The sequence below is a fragment of the Stenotrophomonas sp. GSD10 genome, assembly GCF_056172695.1.
Genome location: NZ_JAOCMC010000002.1, coordinates 4,369,636 through 4,392,683 on the forward strand (window position 1 = coordinate 4,369,636; position 23,048 = coordinate 4,392,683).

The window sequence follows — 23,048 nt, forward strand, 5'->3', positions numbered from 1 at the left end:
TAGCTTGCTTAGACACACTCAATCCATTTCGGCATTGAGAGGAAGAGCATCGCTCGGCATGCGCGCGGCTGCCGAGCTTAAGGACGCTGTCGATGTCTATCGCTTCTCAATGGAGCGAAGCATGTTTGGTGCGTTGATTGCTACCGAGGATCTTCAAGCGGAGGTGGGGGCCCTGGCCGCTCTTGGTAAGGATGATAAGGCGCTAGGCGTGGCGATTAGCGCACCAAACCAGGAGGCGCGCATATCTCTGCTTGCCGAGTATTGCCGTAGGGTTCGCGAGAGAGAGGGGACGGTTGATTCTCAAATTACCGAGTATATTTCTGAAGTAGCCAGGGCCGTGAACTTCGAGGAACTCGGTGACGCAGCCATTTCCATTGCAGAGAATCTGATCTTTGTTATGCCAGATCTCGCATTGCAGATACTTGATTCGGGGTTGAGCGGGCGAAAGGCGAAAGACAAATCGAGGAATGAGGTCTTGGCTCGAATGTCATTCGCATCGAGGATGGGGCAGCGAGACAGTTCTGGCGAAGAGGATAAAATTTCATCTGAGATCACCGACGAAAGGTTGCAGAAGCTTCTTTCCTCCTTGCGATCAGTAATTGACCAGTCTTCGACTAGGCAAGTTCTATCGCTAGCTAGTGGAATGAAGATTGGGCCACGAATGCAATTTCTGAGATGGGTGATTCGCCTATGTAGCGATGAAAGGAACGCCGCTGAGGTCGTGGCATATGCTCTTGATCAGCTCGTCGCAAACTCAGAATACGTTCCTAAAGCGGGTGATCTTGCCGATTTTGCAGCGCCGCTTCGTCTTATAGGTGACGAAAATCTTCGTCAAGGCTTACTCAGAAGAATTGAGGGGCAGATCCCCTTAATTGAGCGATCTTCGCCATCCAAAGATCTAACGCTCTTGCAAATGCGACTGGCGCATGCAGAGTTTAGCATCAGTTTGGCGCGCTGCTCGGCACGCATGAATGACGCCTACTTTGAGTTGGATAATGTTGGAAGCGCTGAAACGAAGGTCGATTGCTTAGCCATCATGTTGTCCACTCTGGATGATATTGATGATGAGCGTCAGCTTGAGGCGAGCGACGGTTTTAGCGAAGTCTTTCGAAAGGATCTGTTGGCCAACATTGACGCTATACTGAAAGATAGCGCAAACCAGGGGCGAGTTCTAAAGAGAGCCATTCACTCTCTATCAGCCTACAGTGTTCCACAGGCCATTGCTGTGGTTGACAAGCTAAATTCCTCGCTTTCTCGTGATGATGCGAGAGTAAATGTTATTAGTGCGGCGTGTGAAAGACCATGGAGCGCCGCGCTAGAGGGTGAGATAAATGGAGTTATTGAGTGCATCGAGGATTACACAAGGCGAGACTTGGCACTCCTTGCTGCTGCACGCTCCATTGTTACTTCTAAGGCACCTTCTCATTGGTGTTCATTCCTGAGGAAGCTGCCGCTACGCACCAAAGATCCGCATTTTGTCTGCGCTATAGTTATCGATGTGATGGACTACTTCGTGACTGAAGCGCCAGAAGACGGCATCGAGGATCTCATGGAGCTCTTTGAGTCTTCAGTTGAGAGTATTGATTCCCATTTCGCCAAAGTCGAGTATCAGTACCAGCTGGTCCCGATCTTAGCTAAGAAGGATTTTGCTTTGGCGGAATCTCTATATGAAACGGCGCTTGTTATGAATCGGAGCGAGACGCTCGGAAAGCGAGCCGTCGCGGATGTTGTGGCGCACTGCTTGGCGCTCATGTCGCGTACTCTCCGTCCTCTGATGAAGCACGGCCGTGTCGCAAAGTCAGATCTGGAGAGGTTATATAGGCTCTGCGACGCTATTCCCTGTCCATCGACTAGGGTGAACATCTACACAGATCTTGCCACTAAGTTTTGGTGTGAGCGACGCGTCGACGAATGCAAATCAATTGTTAGAGAGAAAATTCGCCCGCTCATCAGTGCGAGTGAATTTGGCAATGAAGCTGATCGTGCGGCTTTGATATATCTGTCTGCGCCAGCCTTGTACGTTGCCCATGCGGTCACAGCTCTTAACGACTTCGGAAAGCTATCGCCTCAACAGAGGACTTCTGCGTTCTACCGCGTCGGAAAAATGATCCTTATTCGGAAGAGTTCTGGGGAACCTAACCAGGACCTGGATGAAGCACGAATTGTCCCCGATCATGAGGACCTTTTGGACGTTCTTGCGCTGCTGGAAAACATAAATGACGACTGGGTTATTTGGGCGCTCTTGAGGGCTGCATGTCGAGCCATTTCATCAAAAGAAAATAGAGCGCGTTTGACAGGACAGCAAAAGCGCGACTTCGCGATAAAGGCGCAAGAGCTATCTCAGAGGAAACTTCCGGACCAGAAAAATATTAAGCATGACGGGTATCTGATTGTGTGTCTTGCGCAGACTATGCGTATACTTGAATCAAAGAAACAGGAATGGGACGCTTTGATTGATCGTGCTCGGACAGTCGAAAACATGGCTGATCGAGCGTATGTTCTTGTGGAGGTATCCAAGTGTCTTCCCGCAAAAATGCTGGAATTGAGAAAGCTGCTGCTGAGCGAAGCTCGTTCGACCATCGACAAACTCCCGTCCTCCTACGATAAGTACACCCGTCTGGAAGACTATATTCGCGCCGTTCGCGAAGTGACGCCTGCACTGGCAAAGAACGCGCTGAGGGATGCACTTAAGATTTCACTCGATAGCGGACATCGCGATGAGGCTTCGCGTTGGCGTCGTAATCTGGTGGACTTGGCTGACACCGTCAGTGCGGATCTTTCACAGATGGTGTCCGAATTGTCAGATGAAGATCCCGCCAGACTGGAGATGAAGAAAGGATTTGATCGAGACATCGCAATTCACGACATACGTAAGCGTCTCGGGGATGATCTTGGAACGAACGGCGGACCCAGTAGTGCTGCGGAGCTATCCGATGCGGCTGAGCGCAATCTTTGTGCTTTGATCTCTGGAAGGATGCAGCCCAAAGATCCCGACAAGATCATTGGTGCTCTCATTCAATCCGGCGAAATGTATCTGCCAGAAGCATACCCCGTGCTTGCGTGGTATGTTGAGAACTCAGCCTCGAAATGCGTTCGAGACACAGATATCGAGTCTAGAATCCTTCCATTGCTCGAGGTCGTTATGCTCTCGAGCGAAATAGCCCTAAGCACCGCGAATCGCTTGGGTGTTGCGAAAAGCATAACTCCAGTCCCCGCCATTGGATTGACCTCTCAAAGCGCGCTTGTCGTAAGGCCGGGACAGCGACAAGAAGCTCTTGAATTTATTAGATTCTGGCTAAGAGATAATCTGGCGGATTCGATCGTTCTTTGCGATGCCTATTTCTCTAGCGCGGATTGCGAATTTATGCAATTGGTGTTGGCGGAGTGCCCTGATGCCAAGCTCACAGTGCTGACGAGCATGAAAGGAGTGAGTCACGAGGAATTCAGTCAGGACTTATTCCTGAGCCGCTGGAAGCTCCTATCAGATGATGATCCGCCAGACACTGAAATTATTGCCATGGCAGGATACGATAACAAGGGTCAGATCCTCATCCATGATCGTTGGCTGATTAGCGGGGACGCCGCTCTTAGGCTGGGAACTTCCTTTAACAGTTTGGGAATGGGAAAGCTCAGCGAGCTTTCTCCTGTGGTGGCTGAGGGGTGCCCTGCTGTGCTTGAAGAGATTGCAAAGTACAAGGCGAAGAACCGTTTAGTGAACGGTGTCCGTGCGCAGTACAGTTCTTTCACCCTATGACTGTTTGCCTTAGCCAATACGACGTGAGTATTTGCAACCGCACCTAGCTAGACGGCGAGCAGAACGAGGAGAGGGAAGATGTTAGTGATGGTTAGGCACGCGCAGAGCATGGCTAATGCGGGATTTGTAACTGCCGACCCGGAGTCCATTGCCCTTACGGCCCTGGGCGAGGAGCAGGCTCGCGCATTGGCAATGACCTGGTCGGCTGCGCCTGACCGCATATTTACCTCACCATTCTTCCGGGCTAGGCAGACATCACAACCACTCGCCGAACGCTTCAAGATGGTCGTTGCGCCCCTGGGGGTGCAAGAGTTCACTTATCTGTCGCCTGAGCGGTGCGTGGGCACCTCGGCAGCAGACCGCAAGCAGTGGGTAGAGGACTACTGGTCCCGTTGCGATCCAAACTATGTGGATGGACCTGGTGCCGAGTCATTTGCCCAGCTAGTTGCCCGCGCTGCGCGAGCGCTGCGCATTCTTAAATCCTATTCCGCGCATGAGCAGGTGGTCGTGTTTAGCCACGGCCAATTGATGCAGGCGATGCGCTGGATTTGCGGGAGCAAGGCTCCCTCCGTGGTGACCGCTGCAGCGATGGGCGCATTTCGAAATCTGGATTTGGATCAGCCTATAGCCCATTGCCAGAGGGTATCTTTCGAATAGAAGGCGATCGCGGATGCTGCCAACCTCCCGGCCCCGCCCCCGGCCGCAGATCTCTGGCCTGGTCGGATCAGAAGACTACCCGTTACGCGGGAACAGCAAAGGCTGTTGATGAGGGGCGCACTTTTGGTATCGGTAGGAGATGATTGGGCTCACAGGCTCTGGGATGTGAACGCCACGCCTTTCAGCAGCCCGTCTCATCAAGTAGGAGGGCTCGTGGACGTCGTTCCGGATCTGATCCCAGATCACGTCGTCATTAACGTGAATTGGAAAGCTCGTGTCCGGCAGCAGGCGAAGAAGTTGCTTCGTCTGTGTGATCAACTCATGAGCGTATGGACGCACTCTGGGATCTCTGCATGCTCCCGATAGTGCTCGTATCATGTGGCTTGCCGCATACCACTGGCGATCAGCCAACCGCTGCAAGTGGAACAGCCGATACGTGCACGTCAGCATGAGAAAGCCATAGATGTCACCTCGTTGGTAAAGGCCATCCAGGTCATATGCCATCACAGGCACGCGGTTCTCATCAGTACTGGTCCTATCGCCCGGGAATGAATAGCGGTCTCCGAGTAGTCCGGCGCTGGACGTAAATAGGCGATTCCAGCCAACAACTGTCCTCATATCCCACTCTCGGTGGCTGAGGGCTGCAAAGGGCCACTTAACCACCTCTTCAAGCTGGGGAAGCTGCATGGCAAGGTGCTTGCGCCGCTTGGGTGATAGCGACCGCAATCCCTGCCGATATGCACTGAACTCATCGCTGCGCATCATTAACGGACCATCTAGGCTCTGGCGCCGAAGAACATAGCGTGCCCTCAACTCCTCCTCCCCGCCTTCCACCAGAGACCATGTATTCCAGAGAATCCTGGAGTGCAGCCTGTCCGATGCATCAGAGGCAGGACGACCTATATTGGAGCACTGCATCGCTTGGAGTGCTTGGCAAGCTTCGTGCAACTCCCCCATCGGAAACCTCCAAAAAAAGTAGACGTTGGAAGGGTAGTTTTGCTGGATGAAAAGGCTACGGTAGAGCGTTAGGGTTACCTGGAACCTAGCATCACTGGAGCGTACGTGAGCCTACCAAGTAAAGAGCCGGATGCATTGTCTGTGGCTTGGGTGGCGCAAACCTATGGCGGGCTGGTGCCGGCCAAAGACCTGTCGCGACTGCTCGGGTTCAATAGCCCGGCAGCACTTAGGCGGGCAAGCGCCACAGGTCGTTTGCCAGTGACGCTGTTTCGTCCACAAGGTCGTCGCGGGTGGTTCGCTCACGCCGCCGATGTCAGCGCATACCTTCGATCTCAGGCACCTCAATTTCCGAGGGAGGCAGGCAGCCCATGACCTAGCCCAATCTAAACTTCCTTCGCCGGAAGTTGGAAAGAAAAAACCCGTGAGGTAGGACTCACGGGTTCTCAGGTAGGCGACTTTGCAGGTCTTGCCGATACTTTCCCCTTCCCTGACTCCCCTGTCAAGCCTGCGCAGGCCTGTCACGGGCACCTATGTCCGACTCGCCTGGTAAGGCTCGCCCAGGCATTTTGGACGGTGCTCCCGTGGGGCGCGCATGAGGAATCGGCATGTCCACAGACGCTCAATCTGGTGGCCTATCGTTTGAAGACCGTCACCGGTTTTACACCCGCATAAAGGCAAGTGAGCTCAGTATCCGGCAGATCGAGAGCATGGTTACCGGCAGCGGAACAAAGACTGTAGGCAAGGCGGCGCTAAGAAACGTTCGTGTTAGGCACAACTCAATCAAGAACGGTAGTGCGCGAACAGTTGAAAGCCACACGTGCGAGTTGGTCTTTGCCTATGAGCTTGAGCTTGATCCCGAGGTGCTGGGCTACTACGTACAAGTACCATGCCGCCGCGTGCAGCGCACCACGGCGTCCGGGCGCAATCACATCAGCACTGCACATGTGGATTTTCTTGTATTTCGCAGGGACCACGTAGAGCTAGTGGAGTGCAAGCCGCTATCGTGGCTGGAGAGCCAACTGGCGCTTCCGGACTCCCTTTGGGTCAAGCAGGACGCGGTATGGACCTATTCCCCCTACGCCCAATGGGCGCAGCAGCATGGCCTGGCGTTCAGAGTCTGGGTGCCGCCCACTCCAACCGGTGTGTACCTCCAGAACCTTGAAGCCTGCTACGCGGTAGCCGGTGATGCCCTTCAGCAACATGAAACTACCGCAGTAACCAAGGCAGTTGGGCTAATCGCCAAGCGCCCCCTTCTGCTGGACAGTCTCCTCGCCGAGGTGCCCGGCTTCACACCGCGCCTAGCGCTTTGGATGCTGGGAAGATCGGCGGCTTTCGGTCCATGGCAGAGCACTCCCGTGGCTAGGACTGACCGCTTCCATCTGTATGGCACGAAGGAGCAGGCCACGGAGGCGGACGAACTACTGCTTGGAGCCATTGTCAAAGCTCAGTCGCAACCAGCTGTGGACGATCCATTGCTGGTGGCAACCGCTACAGACCTCCAGCGGGCACGCCAGCGACTCAGTAGGCTTGCGCTGATTGAGGCCGGAAGTCTGCCCGCAACACGACGGATGGGCGCTCTGCAGCGACAGGTTCGAAAGGCTGTTGCCGAAGGAAGATCCGCGCTTTCGGCTTGTCTTACCAAATATGCCTTTAGCGGAAACCGAGCATCGCGCCTGCTTCCGGAACACGAGCAAGCCATAGAGACCGTCATCGCGCTGCACTGGAACACCGGGAGGGTACATAGACCGAAGGACTTGCTCTATGTGTTCGAAGAGGAGTGCCTTCGGTTAGGAGTTGAGCCTTGCGGTAGGGGCCGACTGGATGCCAGACGAAGAAGCGAGAGCCCAACACGCCATGCCCTTTCCACGGGCGGCTTTCGCGCCTACCACGCGACGCGTACACGCACCGATCCTCGCCATCGCTCGCTGCCTCCGATCGGATATGGCCACACACTGCACCTGGATTCGTCGGATCTAGATGTTCGCTGCGCGCCGAACCTGATTCACTGCTTCCCAGCAAGCAAAGCAAAGTTCTATATCGGCATAGACGGAGCGACGGGCTATCCGATGGCTCATGCATTGGTATTTGGCTCAGCAAGAACCGACGCCTTGGCATTGCTCATGCGTGAGTACGTCAAAAGACAGGGCTTTCTACCCAAGTTGATCCATCTGGATCGAGGGCCGGAGAACACTTCCCGTTGGCTACAAGACTTCTGCCATGGCGAGATCAGTCTAAGGTTCTCCCCAACGGCGGGCAGCGCCTGGAATGGCATTGCTGAGAACACCATCAAGCAGGTCAACGAACAAGTAGCACAGCGATTCCCGGGAAGCACGCGGCCCGACCAGATGGGACGTAAGGTCGACGGCAGGTTCAAGAGCCGAAACAATGCGAGGACGGACTTCGTCCGTGTGCACGAGGAGTTCCTGAAGTTCGTCTATCACGACCTTCCTATGACACCAGGGCCAGATGATACAACGCCAGCCGAAAAGAGGGTTGAGGCGCTCGCGGCCTACGGCGCTGTCGGAACACCGTGCGAATGGGACGATGGGTTCCTGATCAGAACTGCGATCAAGGTGGAGACCAAGAAGCGAATCGACCGCCAGCGTGGCGTACGCACTGCCGATGGTTGGTTCACCAGTGACGAGCTTTTACAAGAGCTGCGAACTGAGGATGCCAGTGAGGTTCGCAGCGACTGTTGTGACCCAAGTGTGATCTACGTGAAGGTTCGCGGGAGCTGGTTCAAGGCCTTCCACAACAAAGTGCAAAGCGATGCGCTCTTATCGGATCAGGAGCGACTGTTTCATTTGCTCTGGGCACCCTCGTTGCGCTCACAATCGGCAAAAAGAAAAGAGGAAGTTGCCCGTGCTCGTCATTCGCGCCGAGTGCAGGCCCAAGCGGCAAGGCCCGCAACAGAGCACCTTGCCCCGGTGCCAATGCCCGGCAGCGATGAGAGGCTAAATATCGAACCAGTGCCACCTGCGATCGCACAGGACATCGTTCCGTTCGATGAACGGGAGGACTACTGATGAAGATGGTTCAGCACCCAGCCTACGAGGGCCCACGCAAGCGATTGCGAATGGCGCTCGACCGTCATAGGCCAGGACATATGGTGTTCATTATTGGGCCATCAGGCGTGGGCAAGACCACGATGAGGCGCTCGGTAATGCAGGAGATGTTTGGCAACCCAGCATGCTGGGATTGTGGGCGGATACCCCTGGTCGAGACATTCGCCACACTTCCTCACGGCGCGTACTTCAGTTCCCGCCAACTCGCAGTCTCTATTCTTCAGGAGTTACACGCGCCCACGTTGGCGTGGCTACTGGACGGAAGCTATCTCGGGGAGGATGCAAAACTGCGAATACGACGCGAGCTCGCCGCAGCAACATCGGAGTGGGCGTCCTTAGCGCGAACAAGACAGACAGAAGGCGAGTACTGGGGGATGGTGCAGCGAAGCCTGAGAGCGCGTAGTTGCAAGTACGTATCAATCGATCAGGTCACGGCGCTACTAGTCAACCACAGAGACAAGTCCCCCGCTGACCACACCCTCCATCTAATGGCGATAGCTGAAGCCACAGGCGTGATGTTCGTCATGACTGGGGTGCACAAAGCCACGCAGTTGTGGTCGGTCAACTCCGAGTTGCGACGTCGAGTCACAACCATTTGGGTGCCTCCATATAGTGATAGGCGTCGGGATGACAAACTGCCGTTCCTTCGTTTGCTCAAGTCATTGGCCAATCGCTACGGGCTGTCACAGGATGATCTGCTAATCCGGATGGCCAACGATATCCTCGCCGCTACCGGCGGCGTATTCGCTGAGGTGGTCGAACTGCTGGAGCGGGCCGATATTGCTGCGAAGCAGGAGGGATGCAGCAGAATTCTTAAGCGACACATCGAGATCTCCTTCTACGGAAGTGAGGATCTTAGGAACCTATGGCGGGACATCGACGCCTTCGAGATGAGCATGGTTGCCGGCAGTGTCATTGAGCGATCAGAACATGTGAAGGCGCGCTGGGGATCTCCAACCTGAGGGAGGGAAATGGTGACTACAGACTCAAATCAGTTCCGGTGGGGCGCCGATGCAAGGCGGTGGCGCGAAGATTTCGCGAGAAAGCTGCACGCCAGGAGGCAGTCCGCGGCTGCAACAATCATTGCGATTGCACACCTATCCCCCTAGTGGAGGTGGTGGAATCCACCAGTCACGAGGGCCGAAATATAGGTCCTCCGCAGGAAGGTGTAGAAGCGCTCGACAAAGCGGAGGATATCTGATGGAACTTCTCCAGCACTCAGCATACAGAGGGCCGCGAGATCGACTGAGGGCAGTCCTAGACAATCACAGACCGGGGCATATGGTCTACGTCATCGGTCCGTCCGGTGTAGGGAAGACCACGATGCGTCGGAGCGTTATGCGTGAGATGTTTGGGAATCCAAACCTGTGGGAAAAGGGAAAAGTTCCTGCCATCGAGACGTTTGCGTGCTTGCCAGTTGGAGCATACTTCAGTTCGCGATATCTCGCCCGCGAGTTGTTGCAAGAGCTTAACGCGCCGACTCTGACTTGGGCGCTGGAGGGCAGATCACCTCGGTCAATTCCCCTTTCGGACATTCAAGCCGAAGTGCGCGACAGAGACCTTCAGCTTGGACGGTATCAACTCAGGCTCACCGAAGCGGAGTGTTGGTCGTCTGTAAGGCGGTCCATGATTTCGCGTGACTGCAAGTATGTCGCTATCGATCAAATATCAGCGCTTCTGGTGAATCACAAAGACAAGTCACCTGCAGACCATGCATTGCACTTGATGACGTTAGCAGAGTCCGCCGGGTCGATGCTGATAATGAGCGGAATCCACAGGGCAGTTCAACTCTGGTCGATCGGATCCCAGCTTCGCCGAAGTGTGACGTCTATATGGGTTCCGCCATATAGCGTTAGAAGAAAGGAGGACCGGGCTCCATTCTTGCGCCTCCTTATGTCGCTAAGCGAAAGGCACAATTTCTCTAAACAGGACCTATTGATTCGAATGGCGGCGGATCTACTGGTCGCGACGGGAGGTGTCTATGGAGAGGTGGCTCAACTTCTGTCGCGAGCTGCGGATGCGGCCAAGCAGGAAGGAAGCGAGCGGATCCTTAAACGTCACATAGAGGCCTCCTACTATTCAGACAACGATCTTGCCAACCTTTGGCGAGATATCGAGGAATTCGAGGATGCAATGGAGGCTGGAAGCGTCACAGCCAGAGCGAAACAGCTCAAGTCTAGTTGGGCCTCCTCTTATGGGGAGGTGTGCCGTGAAGTCTAGTATTCAGCGATTTACCTGGTCGTCCTTGCCTCCACTTCAATTGAAGGGTGTGGGAACGTCGCGAGTTGAATCCTTGGAGCACTACGTTCTACGGCAAGCGTGGACAGTCGGCGTGACCATGGCCAACATGATGTCGATCGTCGGTCCAGCTATTGATGGTGGGCGTAGAGGACAAGTCATGGGCTCGGGCAAGTACTGCGGTCCCAGCCGTGACTTTAGTCGCCGTATCAGCACGCTCAAGATGCTGACCGCCCAAGACGACCTGCAGTGCGGCACATTCTGGGTTTTGGAGGACGTACTGGCAACCTACGGAGGAGGCCGAGATACAACGCGCCGGCGCTGGTGTCCAGTGTGCTACCGCGATTGGGACGATGATCTCTCATACGAGCCGCTATCGTGGATCGTCGACATCCAAGCTGAGTGTGACCTGCATAAATGCAAGCTTGAAACCACCTGTTCAAGGTGTGGTGCGGACCAGCCGAGCTCAACAGATTACCAGCGGCGTAGAAGATGCCACAAATGCAGGCAATCGCTTTCCGGTGATGGTGCCGCCGCAGCGATTACTGGCGACGAGGCATGGGGTCAGCAGCAGCTTTCTTCCATAATCGAACTTTGCGCGACGCCCTCACAACCCCAGATTCCCTTCGAAAACTATGTTCGATTTGTGAAACTGCTCGTTGACGGACATCCGATGAGGCGGGCATATCCTAACGCTCTAAAGGCGGAGTTCTACCGCGCCACCAAGAACTTGACCAGGGGAGGACGACCATTCGTGCCATTGTCAATCTCTGCGCTCTCCAGTCCATCTCAGCACGCGACATCTTGCTAAGCCCGGATGCGGCGGCTTCCGAGCCGCTGTTGGATCTTTGGTTTAGCTATGCAACGTTAAAGCTACCTGTTGGGAGGCATGCGGCGCGGCTCGAGCGATGTGCCAAATGCTTTTCAGATGTTCTAAAAGCATCCGAGAAAGACCACTATGTACCGCAGATGAAAGTTGTACTTAGACGCTTCAGGCTCAATAGGCAGTTGCTAAGAGAGATGCACCTAGACGTGTACGAGGAGTACAAATCGAGATATGAAGAGCAAGGGCCGTACAGTCAGAGAGTTCACTTGAACAGGGCAATGGACCTTGCGCTACAGATGGCTGAAGGAGATGCAGAGAAGATGGGATCCATCAGCAGACTTCAGCATGCTGCTAAGCAAATAGCCCAACGATGCAACGTATCCTTGGAAGCGGGATTCTCAGTGCTGCTTGGAGCACGAAATGTGCTGAAGGCGTTAAGTGAGAACCGCTTGCGAAAGAAACCGTATGGAAGCCGGCGAGCTTATGGAGTTGCCTAGCACTCGCCAGCCCTGTCAAGACATCTCGGTCCTTTGCATAGGCTTGCCGAAGTGAGCCAAGAGCCCCGCCTAGCATAGTGTGCTTCACTAGATAATCTCATTCTTCTCTTGAGCCAGTCTCAGCTCCGCGCGAATACGCTTTAAGACCAGATCTCGCAATGGCCCACGGAGCGAGCCACCAATAGCCGCGGCATAGAGGTCGTCATCTCGGTCTACTATGGGCATGCCCTCCAAGCGTAGGGAAGCCTGAGCCTCTATGAACGCTTGGCGAAGCTGGGTTCTACTGACCATTGTCGCTCCCGGTGCTCAAGCTGATTCTAGCGAGAATTCACACAACTAAGGTTTGCTATGAGGGCTCCAATTCCTCGGATCCGGTGACGTTTTGTCCCACCGCCACTTGCTTCCCGCGACGCTAGTAGGCTGGACCGGTCCGAAGCCGGGGTCTCTTGGAGGCTGTGAAGCGACCGAGTCTGCTGGGACCTGCAGCGGTCCGAAAATCTACAGGCTGCACTGGCCCGGTCCAATGCAGCTTCTGGCCGGAAGAAGACATCAGCGGCAAGAGGGATACTTGGCGTGCGGGAGGTGACTGGATCCGATCCAAAGTCGATATCCCCCTGAGCGTACACTCCGCACTATACGGTTCGTTGTATACCTCGGCTTGTTAGTCCGACCCAGCCACCCTAAGATCGAGGACGGCGGGGCGTAATGAGACCCAAGGAGGACGTCATGGTATTAGGACTGAAGATTCTCCAGATGCCAAAACACTAGATTTAACCCGCGTCTCATTGCAAGGTTCAGGGGGAATCGGACATGTACCTCAAGCAAATCGAAGCCAAGAATTTCAGACTGCTTTACGACGTCCGGTTACTTCTCGAAAGCCGAACCACCGTCATCGTCGGACGCAATAACAGCGGCAAGACATCGCTGACTGAGGTGATGAAGCGCCTTCTGTCCGATGCGTCTCCCTCTTTTTCTCTAGAGGACTTTTCGTTCTGTTGCTACGACCAGTTCTGGCATTCCCATCTCCGAAAATCCAATGGCGAGGACGAGGCCGAGATAAGGAAGATCTTGCCTGCGATAGAAGTCCGACTTCGCTTTTCGTACGAGGAGGATGAGCATCTCGGTCTGCTCAGCGAGCTGGTCGTCGACCTTGACCCGGAATGCACGGAAGCCTTGGCCATTGTCCGATACGCGCCCAAGGATGGGAAGCTGCCCGAACTGTTCGGCGACTTTGCGGAGACGGACGAAGATGCGAGACCGGAATTTTTCCGCCTCCTCCGTGAGCGAATTCCTTCATTTTACGAGACTACCTTTGTTGCCGTCGATCCGAATGATGAATCTAACGAGAAAGACATTGAAAGGTCGACGCTGAGGAAGCTGTGCGTCGGTGGCTTCATCAGCGCACAGCGGGGACTAGATGACGCGAGTCAGAAAGAGCGCGTGGTTATCGGCAAGGTACTGGAGAACCTGTTCTCGACAGCCAAGAGCAACACCGACGACGCGAACAGCCACGCCATCGCCCAGGAGCTCGAGATCGCGGTCAAGTCCATTCAGGACAAGATCGGCGACGACTTCAACGAGAAGCTCGACCAATTGCTTCCGGCTTTGTCGCTATTTGGCTATCCGGGCCTCAACGCCCCCAAGCTCCTGACCGAAACTACTCTCGACGTTGCCAAGCTTCTAACCAACCACACGAAGGTCCGGTATACCGGATCCAATGGCATCCATCTTCCCGAAGCCTACAACGGTTTGGGAACACGAAATATCATCCTGATTCTCCTGCAGCTCCGGGAGTTCTTTAAGCTCTTTCTTGCGATGGAACCCAGACCCTCGGTGCATCTGGTTTTCATAGAGGAGCCTGAAGTCCACCTGCATCCGCAGATGCAGGAAGTCTTCATCCGAAAGATCGCGGACATCGCATCGGCGTTCAACCAGGAAACCGGCGAATCGTGGCCCGTGCAATTCGTCGTTTCGACGCACTCCTCCCATGTCGCCAATGAAGCACACTTCGAGACGATCCGGTATTTCCTAGCCTCGGCGGACAAGAATGGCACCATCAGCACCAAGGTTAAGGATCTCAGGAAGGGGCTGGCCGAAAAACCTGAACCAGATCGCAGCTTCCTTCATCAGTACATGACCCTCACCCGATGCGATCTGTTCTTCGCGGACAAGGCGGTCCTGATCGAGGGCACAACGGAGAGACTGCTGCTTCCAAGAATCATCAGGATGTTGGACAAGGATCTAGCGGAGGGAAAGAAGCTCGGTAGCCAATATCTCTCCGTCGTCGAGGTCGGCGGCGCCTACGCACACATCTTCTTCGACCTCGTCAATTTCCTTGAACTCCGGACCTTGGTCATCACTGACCTCGATAGCGTGAAGGCCAATGGCGCCGGCAAGCTTGTGGCCTGCCAGGTGTCGCAAGGGGACAAGACCAGCAATGCCTGCCTGAAGTCCTGGTACGAAAACAGTGGCATCACCCCGACGGAACTGTTGGCGGCCGATGAAGCAGCCAGGACCAAAGGTCTGTTGCGGCTCGCGTATCAGTGTCCTGAAGCCGAGACCGGTCCTTGTGGTCGCAGCTTCGAGGACGCGTTCATGCTGGCAAACCCTGAGATCTTCCCATTGCCGGGGCCCGGCGCGGAGGAGAGGGAAACCCAGGCTTGGGAAGAAGCGAAAGAGGTGAAAAAATCCAGGTTCGCACTCGAGCTTGCCCTATCTGACGGCGACTGGAACATCCCACGCTACATCCGGAGCGGGTTGACATGGCTCGCTGAAGGGGAGCCGCCGCCTGTGCCCGCGCCACCCAACGATGCGGAAGTGGTTGCATGAATGCCATACCCGAGGCCAGCCCCGCACTAATCGCCGCGCAGGAAGCGGAGGCGGCTGTCGCACAGTGCTTGCAGGACCAACGGAACTTCCTGCTCGAAGCAGGCGCCGGCGCAGGCAAGACTTATTCGCTGGTAGAAGCGCTCAAGCATCTCATCGAATACGAGGGCCTCAAGCTGCGAAGGAACCACCAGCGCATTGCTTGCATCACCTATACCAATGCGGCCACGGCTGTTATCAACAGCCGCATCGACAGCAACCCGCTGGTCTTCGTCGGCACCATTCATGCGTTCTGCTGGTCGTTGATGAGGAGGTTCCAGCACGCGCTCAGGTCACTGGTCGCGGCGATGCCAGAGTGGGAAGAGAAGTTGGCCGAGGCCGACGGAATCGGTAGCCGGATTGTCGAGTACGAGCTCGGCTACCGCCGTGTCACCGCAGAGACCGTCACCCTGCACCACGACGACGTTCTGGCGCTAATGGTCTCTCTGCTCCCGAACGTGAAGTTCCAGACACTTCTTGCGCAGCAGTATCCCTTCGTATTGATAGACGAATACCAGGATACGGACATAGCGGTGATGACTAGCATTAGCGAGCATTTGTTAGGACGTGCGGCCGGCCCGATGACCGGTTTGTTCGGCGACCACTGGCAAACCATCTTTGACAAGACATGCGGCCACGTCGCCCATGGAGCGCTGACGGAAATCGGTAAGAAGTCGAACTTCCGCTCATCGACTAAGATAGTCGACGTTCTGAACAAGATGAGGCCAGAGCTCCCACAAGCCGTGAAGGACGAGGGTTTCGTTGGCTCGGCGATCGCATTTCATACCAACGCCTGGCAAGGCGCACGCCGATCCGGCGCAGGGGGCGGACACTGGAAAGGCGATCTCCCTGCCGAGGCAGCCCATGCCTATTTAGCGACGCTAATCAAGAAGCTGGAATCGGACGGCTGGAACCTAGCTCCTCAGCGAACCAAGGTTCTCATGCTCACTCACAACGTTCTCGCTTCGGAGCAGGGCTACGATTCGATCGCCAAGACTTTTTCCTACACGGACCAGTTCATAAAGAAGGAGGATCCGCTCATAGCGTTCTTTTGCGACGCGCTCGAGCCCGCATGCGCGGCATTCCATCATAAGCGCTTCGGGGATATGTTCTCATTGCTGGGCGGCTCAACGTCTGCGGTTTCTTCGCATGCGGACAAGGTCGCGTGGTCCTCCTCGATGGAGGGCCTCGCCAAGATCCGGCTCGAGGGAACCATTGGCCAAGTGCTGGACTACATGATCGAGCATGCGCATCCACCGCTGCCGGACGCCGTGCTCGGGGTGCTTGGCGAGGCCGATGAATGGCATGGCGAGGAAGGGGAGGAGCCGCCACGCCGGATCCAGCAGACCCGGCAGTTGCGGGACGTTCCCTACAAGGAAGTCATCGCTTTGGACAGGTTTATCGACGGTCATACTCCGTTTGCTACCAAGCACAGCGTGAAGGGCGACGAGTTTGAGAATGTCCTGGTCGTTCTCGGACGCGGCTGGAATAAATACAACTTTGACCAGTTCTTGCAATGGTCGACCGAAGGAGTCCCGGCCGGCAAGCAGGATGCATTCGAGAGAAGCCGCAACCTGTTCTATGTGTGCTGTTCCCGTCCGACAACGCGCTTGGCGCTGCTCTTCACCCAGGAGCTTTCCGACGTGTCACTGGCAACGCTCAACAACTGGTTCAACGGGGCGACCGAACCAGCTCCCGCACCACAAGAGGACTGACCATAGCTCCTGCTAAGAGTTCAGCTGTAGAGTCAACGGAAGAAGTCCCAAAAGGGTTGCGCTCCCAATGTCCGCACCTGGCCGAAGGCCGATACTTGATCGGTGAATCAAACGGTGCTGAGATGAGTTCAGTTAGCCGATAGAGTCGGGTAGCACATCTGACAGTCAAGCTATCCGGACCCTACGTCGCGCCGCCCAACGAATTCTGGACTCAGCACTAATGCCTCACTTCCTAGATCCTGATATCGAGAAGCTCCGAATGCTCGAGGCAGAGAAGGCTGGTCTGCAGGTCTTTAGGAACTACAGCAAAGCCTTCGAACAACATCGATCGCAAAAGTTCGCCGAGGAGGCTGATCAGGTTGAATTCCCGCTCGTGGACTTTACGGCGTTATGTAAGCTGATAGTGTCAGAACAAGAGCGGTTTGTTCCGGTGATTGCATGCGCGTACGGGGACGATCTGTTGAAGGCCATGTATCAAAGGGAGATACCACTGTCCGTTCCAGGTGGACGTGGTGAGATGCTCTCTGGTCTTGGCCCTCTCTCGGGGTTAGCTCAACGGATTCAGGTCGCGTACGCGTTCTCTTGGCTTAGTGAGGACGTTCTCGAGGAGCTAAATCACCTTAGGAAGCTTCGCAACGATATCTCACACAGGTGGGATGTCGCAGTCCTGAAAGAAAGGCTGGATGCGCTGATCCATGAGAGACAGCGGCCGATCGAAGAAACCTTGGCAGATGGCGTTCGGCTTCCAAAGGATTTTCACCAAGCACTAGACCCTGTACAGAGATTTCGAGTGCGGATTTTGTGGGTGATGGGACGGCTAACGTATGAAACACGCTGGTGGGTTCCTGCGGTGAAAGCGAAGTTGGATCCGGTCAAAGCATTGTATGGATCATCCAAGCTCTCCCTTCTCGGGAAAGTCGCTGATGTGTACGTTGAGGCGACCAAGGAAGTGTGCGAGTCAGAAGTAGAAGGCTAGCGGCGGCACTATCGAGGTGCTTCTCCTGCGCCGTATCACTCACACCTGACGGCCGTCCGCTTTTGGCCGAAAGCGGACATTACCGATGCACCAGCCACCCAAGTCAGTTTGAATCTGCCCTCCAGAGCTTGCCGCTTGCTCAGGAGTGGTATCAGGAGCATGGTGATTTGCCCAAGTCGGATAGCTGGGGCTTCGTAGTGACCACTGCGTCAGAACGGAGTCGGCCTTGGTCTGCGTCAACGCAATCGGCAATGGAGGCGAAGCTGGGCCGGAAACTCACCAGCGTGGAAAGCGCAAGACCTGGAATACAGGATCATTTCATGCGCTTGAGATGAACGATATGGCGATTCATTACTCGCAGTCTGTTGGTGCTCTTGAAGCGTATCTCGCTGCGTTGCCGGAAAGTGATCCTTTGCTCGAGCGATATACAGGACACTTTTGATCGGTACTCTCCTGCCCGTGATCTGGACTCAGATTCTGCCGGAACTGCAGAGTGGGCGTTTCGAACGCCTCCTCCTGTTTTGCGCCGGAATCAGCATATGAAAGACGACTACAAGAACCTGGTGAGAAAGGTAGTCTCAGCTTCAACGTCTTTCGGCCTGCTAAGCGAGAACAATGCGCCCTCTTTTAACTCAGATGGCATTCAAGGAAGCTTGATTTATCCCATCCTGCGGGAGTTTTTGGAATGCCCTTACTCGCTTGGACTCGACAGTTCGCGATCGCTCAATGGCAACTGCATCCATGTCCATGATCAGCTGCAAGCTCATCTGTACCCTCGCGGCGTGGAGTCTCACGTGACGATCGGCAGCATGCATGGATAGGGATGGGAATATTGTTCAGCATCTTTGGATGAGCTTTTGGCGGAAATGACAGATCCCGATCCCGAACGGAAAATCCGGGCTCATACATGGTTGACTCTCAATGACGGGTCAGTGCTGGATTGGACCGGACAGACTTGGCGTGACGCACAAGCAAGTGCAAACCACGCCGCTGAATTCTGCTTGGTCTATTTCCAGCAAGGCGCACAGGACGAGACGCACTACTACCATCTCGTCCTTGTGGGTCGGGAGTACCTGATCCGGACCGGAAGCATTCGTCGCGTGCCCACCCGCTGACCGTTCGTTCAAGCCTGCGCCGCTGGGGGGCGCGGCCTGACTGAGGAGCCGTTTAAGCCTGCTTCTGGCCGAAAGCTGAGATCGCAGATGAAGAGCCCTTGCAGTGGCTCTGCGATGCGCTGCAACCCAAGGGGGTCATTCTGCATTTCCACTTCCAGGGGGCGCCGAGCCTAGCGTTGGTTCCGGGCGCACGCTAGCTTGCTAGACGGACTCAGCCGCCCTAACATCGAGTTGCATCAGGGGGATAGCCTGCTGGACGGTGGGCTTCGACTGATCCATTGAGCTGGATGCAAAGCTTCAGCTACTAGTAGATTTTTTGGGGGCGGGAGTGTGTGGCCTGAAGACATAAAGTACTTTTCGGAATTCCTCAATGAGTTCCAACATGAGACGGATCGAGGGGCAGCTCTTGTTGGTGCATCATTGATTGATACGCGTCTTGAAAGGTTGCTTTGTTCCCACTTGGCCGAGCCCAAGATCGCGGAGGACTTGGTCGCCTCGGGTAATGCACCGTTAGCGAGCCTGAGCGCAAGGACAGAAAATTTGTTTCTGTTTGGGTCTGATCACTGAATTAGAGTTCCGTGAGATCAATACTATCCGCCGGATCCGGAATGAGTTCGCTCACAGAGTTCTCGGGGTGTCTTTCACAACTCAAATGATCAAAGACATTTCCAGCAATCTAAAGGCCAACACTCCGAACTGTGCTCGCTTCAATGGCAACCCGCGGCAACTATTCATAAACTCAGTGGTTCTACTGCCCATGGCTCGCTGGTATAGACCGGAGCACTCAGCCGCCATCCGGGCAAAGCCCATTAGTTGGCGGGGGCAACTTGCCCCGTAGCAATTATTTTAATCCAGAACTGCTTCGCCTCGCGGTGCAACTCAAACGCTAGCTCAAGGTTTTTCAATGAATCCTTACAGCATCCATAACATCCACAGGTCGTTCAAAAGGTTCGACAAAGATCTTCGCGATTTGTGGGAATCATATGCCCTAATTGAACACTATCTTCCACTGCTGCGTCGCGATTTATATTCTGGCGCCGCGCCATCGTTCGCCCTTAAGGACTTGTCCGGCGCGGCCAAAGTGCGAACGCCAAAAGACACGGCAGGTGCAATTCAACACATCCTACTGAAAGCTTACCCGCGCAGGACGCTGCTTGAGGGCGTTGCGCTTTTCGAAGAGTTTATGTCAGGACTTGTTGAAATCGTGTACCTCGATTTCCCGGCGAGACTAACCAGTTCCAACCCCTCGACAGAGAAGGAGGATTTAAAAATTCTAGAAATGGTTATCAATAGTAACACTAGGGAAGAAGTTATTGAAAAAGTAACTGAGGAGAAGGTTCGCGGCATCTTCTACGGAAACCCTGCCGATCTCTTTACGAAGCCTAAGGTCAAGTTGGACTTCGGGGACTTCTTCACATCAAACTGCCGCGCAGATCTTTTGAGTTTCTCTGAGGTCGTTGCAAGGAGAAACATTGCTGCGCATAATGCTGGCCGTGTTGATCGAAAATACATTAGGGAAAATCCTACTAACCCCTATAATTTGCAGCTTGGGCAAGTTGCCCCGCTACAATCCACGTATCTATTTGAGTCTGTCAATCTGCTGCGACGCTTGGCGGCAGTCTCCGCAGCGCTAGTGGTTAAGCGCATCTACAAGGATTCTGCCCAAGGCACGCTTCGGTCACGATTGAGCTCGCTTCCGTTCTCAAACATGTTGATCTAGGTAATAGCGATGCACTCAGGCCAACATCCCTTAGCCGCGCAGCCTATTTCGAGCCAGCTGTGTCGCACTGGGCAAGGACGAGCTCGTTACATGCGACAGACTGCCGATATCGATGCTGCTAACGCAATAGTTGCCGCCAGACAGACTTGAGGTGCCCACCGCGCCCGGACGGCTGGTAGCGTCAGGGCACGAACTCCTTCCCTCGAGGGTGGGACTAGCCCTATTTCCTCGAACTGGAGCTAACGCTCCACCCTGTTACGGCGACAATCCGGACTAGCCGCAGCTCAAGGTCTGGCTGCCACCCAAGATGGAGGTTGGCTAGCCCGCAACATTGGGACATCGACTGCGCCAATGACGAGCCTTCGCTTCTCTGCTCGTCAAACGACTTAGTCGAGCGAGCTTGGCTGAGTCACCGTGGTTCCGGTGGTTTTTCAACGTCCGCTTCTGGCTGATAGCTGACGCCCGACCGATGCGATGCAAGTGTGCTTGATCATTGGCGGGGACGGAGTGCAGCGCTTCTCAAGTATGCGCTGTCCGGAACCAGCCGGCGGGCCAGTCATGAAGGATGTCGCCGCTGGGCTACTAGGCACCTGTCCAATCAACTAGCCGCGCCAGCTGGGTTGGGCGAGTAACAGATCGTTCAGCGCATTCCCGCAGTGCACGATCTGGTTCTTAAGTTCCAAAATTCCCTCCAGGAGCTCCATCAACTCGTACGCCGGATACTCCCTCCCATCATGCGAGAACGCCACTGTCCTCACCCCGCCGACGCCGTCCTCCAACGACAGAAACATGCTCTGTTGAACCAGGGCCCTGTGCTTGCTGGTGTTCGAGTAGTCATTGACATATCGGAACCACTCGCTCGAAGCGATTGAATCCAAAAGATCCTTCAACGGCGACCGCGGGAGAGACTTGCGCACCATGTAGAGGGTAGCTTTTGATTCATCCAACGGTTGGGCGAGCAGCAAGGCATTGCACAGCTGTGCGAACAGGTCGTATGCATTGCGCACCAGGTGGATACACGAAAGGACGTTCGCTCGGATTACCAGTAAATCCTGCATGTGCTCACGGGAGGGATCAATTATCGCCTCGAATGCCGATACCTCCGAGCCATTCTCAGGAATGGGAATTCGCTTCAGGGCATCAAAAGCCAAGCCAATGTGGTACTGAAAGATCAACCCTGTGTTCGAGACCGAGCTGATGTAGGCCAAGGCCACCGTCGGGTCCTCAGTTGTCTGTCGAACGTGCTTACGCAACGTGGCAAGATCCCATCGCGGCCTTATGGGGGTGTCCATTCGGTGTATTCCTTGGCGGTCTGTGCTCCCATCGTAGTCCGCACGGATTCGGCCGGCCAACCGTACCGGGCTCGACAGACTTAAACCTGGTAGCCCGCTGCCCTCATCTCCTTGGTCAGCTCGTCCTTCCAACGCTCTTCAGAGTCCAGCTGGATGTACACCACTCCACTGATATCGTTAGGAGTCTCGATCGGGCCCTTCACCATGGCGGCCACTCGAGAACGCCCCAACTTTCCGATCAGAAAACCGTGTTCAAACACGACGTTCTGACGTGCGCGGTATCGCGCTGTCAGGCACCCGGTTGGAGCGCCCGTATCACAGGGCGTGTAGAGAACAACACCGAAACCAACATTCGAATAGCTCTCGATCTTCTCGATAATGGTTCGGCCCGAACTTGCCTGCATGTGCAGGATGATCGGCTCGAGCCCCACGCTACGCACGAACTCTGCCATTTCAAGCTTTGCGATCTCATCATGCCCGTGCACCACAAAAACCTGCTTGGTATCAAACTCACCCGCGGGTGTGTGAGTCGGAACCGGATCCGGTGAGCTCAGAGCTGCGAGTTTAAGCGAGGCATGCACCTGTTGAGCGGTTACAAAGCCGTGCCTTTCCAGGATTTCAAAGATCGGCTCATCCTTGATGGCCCAGTGGGTGTTCCCAAGCTCCCAACGCCCTAGATCAATCTCTGACCGAAGCGCCTCGATGGCCCCTGGAGCGAGGGGTGGAAATATCGGATCGAACTCAAATTTGATTACTACGGAGGCCTCCCGGACCCGAATGCCAGTGATCCAGCCGACTCGTGACTCGATCAATTCGCGTTCAACCACAAAGAGGCATGGAAAGGACTTGATCTCCTTAATCACTTTAGGGCTGAGGGACTTGAATCGCTGCTTGATTTCCTCCGCCGTGTACCCGTTTATCACCCGAGACTTGTCCATCTCAAAAGAACCCGACTTCCAACTATCCTCTCTGGACGAGATCAAAAGATTGAACATGCAATACCCCTGGATAATCTTAAATCTTGGCTACTGCTAATTGCGCCAACTGCAGAATCGGTTGTCCCATATCTCGTTAAAGCGCTCAATTCAAGTCTAGACTACATGATCTAGTACAACGGATCCGGTTCCGGCGTGGTGGCAAAATGGTTCAGCGACGCGCTCTTCGACATCGGCACTCCAGAAGCCATTGAGGCGCTAAAAGCATTCTCAGTTCAAGCGGACACTGAGGTTCGTGAAGAGATGGCCTACCGCTGACCAAAATAGAGGGCTCAAATTGAGGCCCAACAGGTGGTTCCAGTGGGTCTTCCCCGCCTTTGGCTGGGACACCCCTGAACCCGGGAGTTGAGCGCCCGCTACTGGCGGGAAGCAGACA

At 55.0% G+C, this 23,048-nt stretch carries 13 protein-coding genes; 11 read left to right on the forward strand and 2 right to left on the reverse strand.

Annotated features, from left to right (window positions below):
* Positions 1-121 precede the first annotated feature (121 nt).
* The 11 genes from N4G47_RS20290 to N4G47_RS20340 all read left to right on the forward strand — a co-directional run bounded on the left by N4G47_RS20290 (position 122) and on the right by N4G47_RS20340 (position 20,385).
* Entirely contained in the window at positions 122-3,754 is a 3,633-nt protein-coding gene (locus N4G47_RS20290) for a hypothetical protein (RefSeq protein WP_475289770.1), read from the forward strand.
* 78 nt (positions 3,755-3,832) lie between these two features.
* Positions 3,833-4,411: a histidine phosphatase family protein gene (locus tag N4G47_RS20295; RefSeq protein WP_475289771.1), complete on the forward strand. Its 579-nt coding sequence runs from the start codon at positions 3,833-3,835 to the stop codon at positions 4,409-4,411.
* Between the two features lie 1,562 nt (positions 4,412-5,973).
* Positions 5,974-8,394, forward strand: a complete 2,421-nt coding sequence (locus N4G47_RS20300) for an integrase catalytic domain-containing protein (RefSeq protein ID WP_475289772.1) — start codon at positions 5,974-5,976, stop codon at positions 8,392-8,394.
* Positions 8,394-9,395 carry an AAA family ATPase gene (locus N4G47_RS20305; RefSeq protein ID WP_475289773.1) on the forward strand — a complete coding sequence of 334 codons (1,002 nt, stop codon included), beginning with the start codon at positions 8,394-8,396 and terminating at the stop codon, positions 9,393-9,395. Before N4G47_RS20300 ends, N4G47_RS20305 begins: the two co-directional genes overlap by 1 nt.
* Positions 9,396-9,714: 319 nt before the next feature.
* The gene (locus N4G47_RS20310; protein ID WP_475289774.1) at positions 9,715-10,653 is read left to right on the forward strand and encodes an AAA family ATPase; all 939 of its coding nucleotides are present in this window, start codon (positions 9,715-9,717) and stop codon (positions 10,651-10,653) included.
* A gap of 2,151 nt (positions 10,654-12,804) precedes the next feature.
* Complete coding sequence (locus N4G47_RS20315) at positions 12,805-14,823, forward strand: ATP-dependent nuclease (RefSeq protein ID WP_475289775.1); 2,019 nt, start codon at positions 12,805-12,807, stop codon at positions 14,821-14,823.
* Complete coding sequence (locus N4G47_RS20320) at positions 14,820-16,574, forward strand: UvrD-helicase domain-containing protein (protein WP_475289776.1); 1,755 nt, start codon at positions 14,820-14,822, stop codon at positions 16,572-16,574. The genes N4G47_RS20315 and N4G47_RS20320 overlap by 4 nt, the downstream gene beginning before the upstream one ends.
* Before the next feature lie 220 nt (positions 16,575-16,794).
* The gene (locus tag N4G47_RS20325) at positions 16,795-17,550 is read left to right on the forward strand and encodes a hypothetical protein (RefSeq protein ID WP_475289777.1); all 756 of its coding nucleotides are present in this window, start codon (positions 16,795-16,797) and stop codon (positions 17,548-17,550) included.
* A gap of 226 nt (positions 17,551-17,776) precedes the next feature.
* Positions 17,777-17,992, forward strand: coding sequence for a hypothetical protein (locus N4G47_RS20330; RefSeq protein ID WP_475289778.1), 216 nt, complete (start codon positions 17,777-17,779; stop codon positions 17,990-17,992).
* A 97-nt stretch (positions 17,993-18,089) separates the two neighbouring features.
* Positions 18,090-18,371, forward strand: a complete 282-nt coding sequence (locus tag N4G47_RS20335; RefSeq protein ID WP_475289779.1) for a hypothetical protein — start codon at positions 18,090-18,092, stop codon at positions 18,369-18,371.
* Positions 18,372-19,569: 1,198 nt separating this feature from the next.
* Entirely contained in the window at positions 19,570-20,385 is an 816-nt protein-coding gene (locus N4G47_RS20340) for a hypothetical protein (protein ID WP_475289780.1), read from the forward strand.
* A gap of 602 nt (positions 20,386-20,987) precedes the next feature.
* Here the strand turns inward: N4G47_RS20340 and N4G47_RS20345 are convergent.
* On the reverse strand, positions 20,988-21,677 hold the full coding sequence (locus N4G47_RS20345) for a hypothetical protein (RefSeq protein WP_459040822.1): 690 nt from the start codon (positions 21,675-21,677) through the stop codon (positions 20,988-20,990).
* Positions 21,678-21,757: 80 nt separating this feature from the next.
* Positions 21,758-22,672: a TIR domain-containing protein gene (locus N4G47_RS20350; RefSeq protein WP_475289781.1), complete on the reverse strand. Its 915-nt coding sequence runs from the start codon at positions 22,670-22,672 to the stop codon at positions 21,758-21,760.
* Between the last annotated feature and the right edge of the window lie 376 nt (positions 22,673-23,048).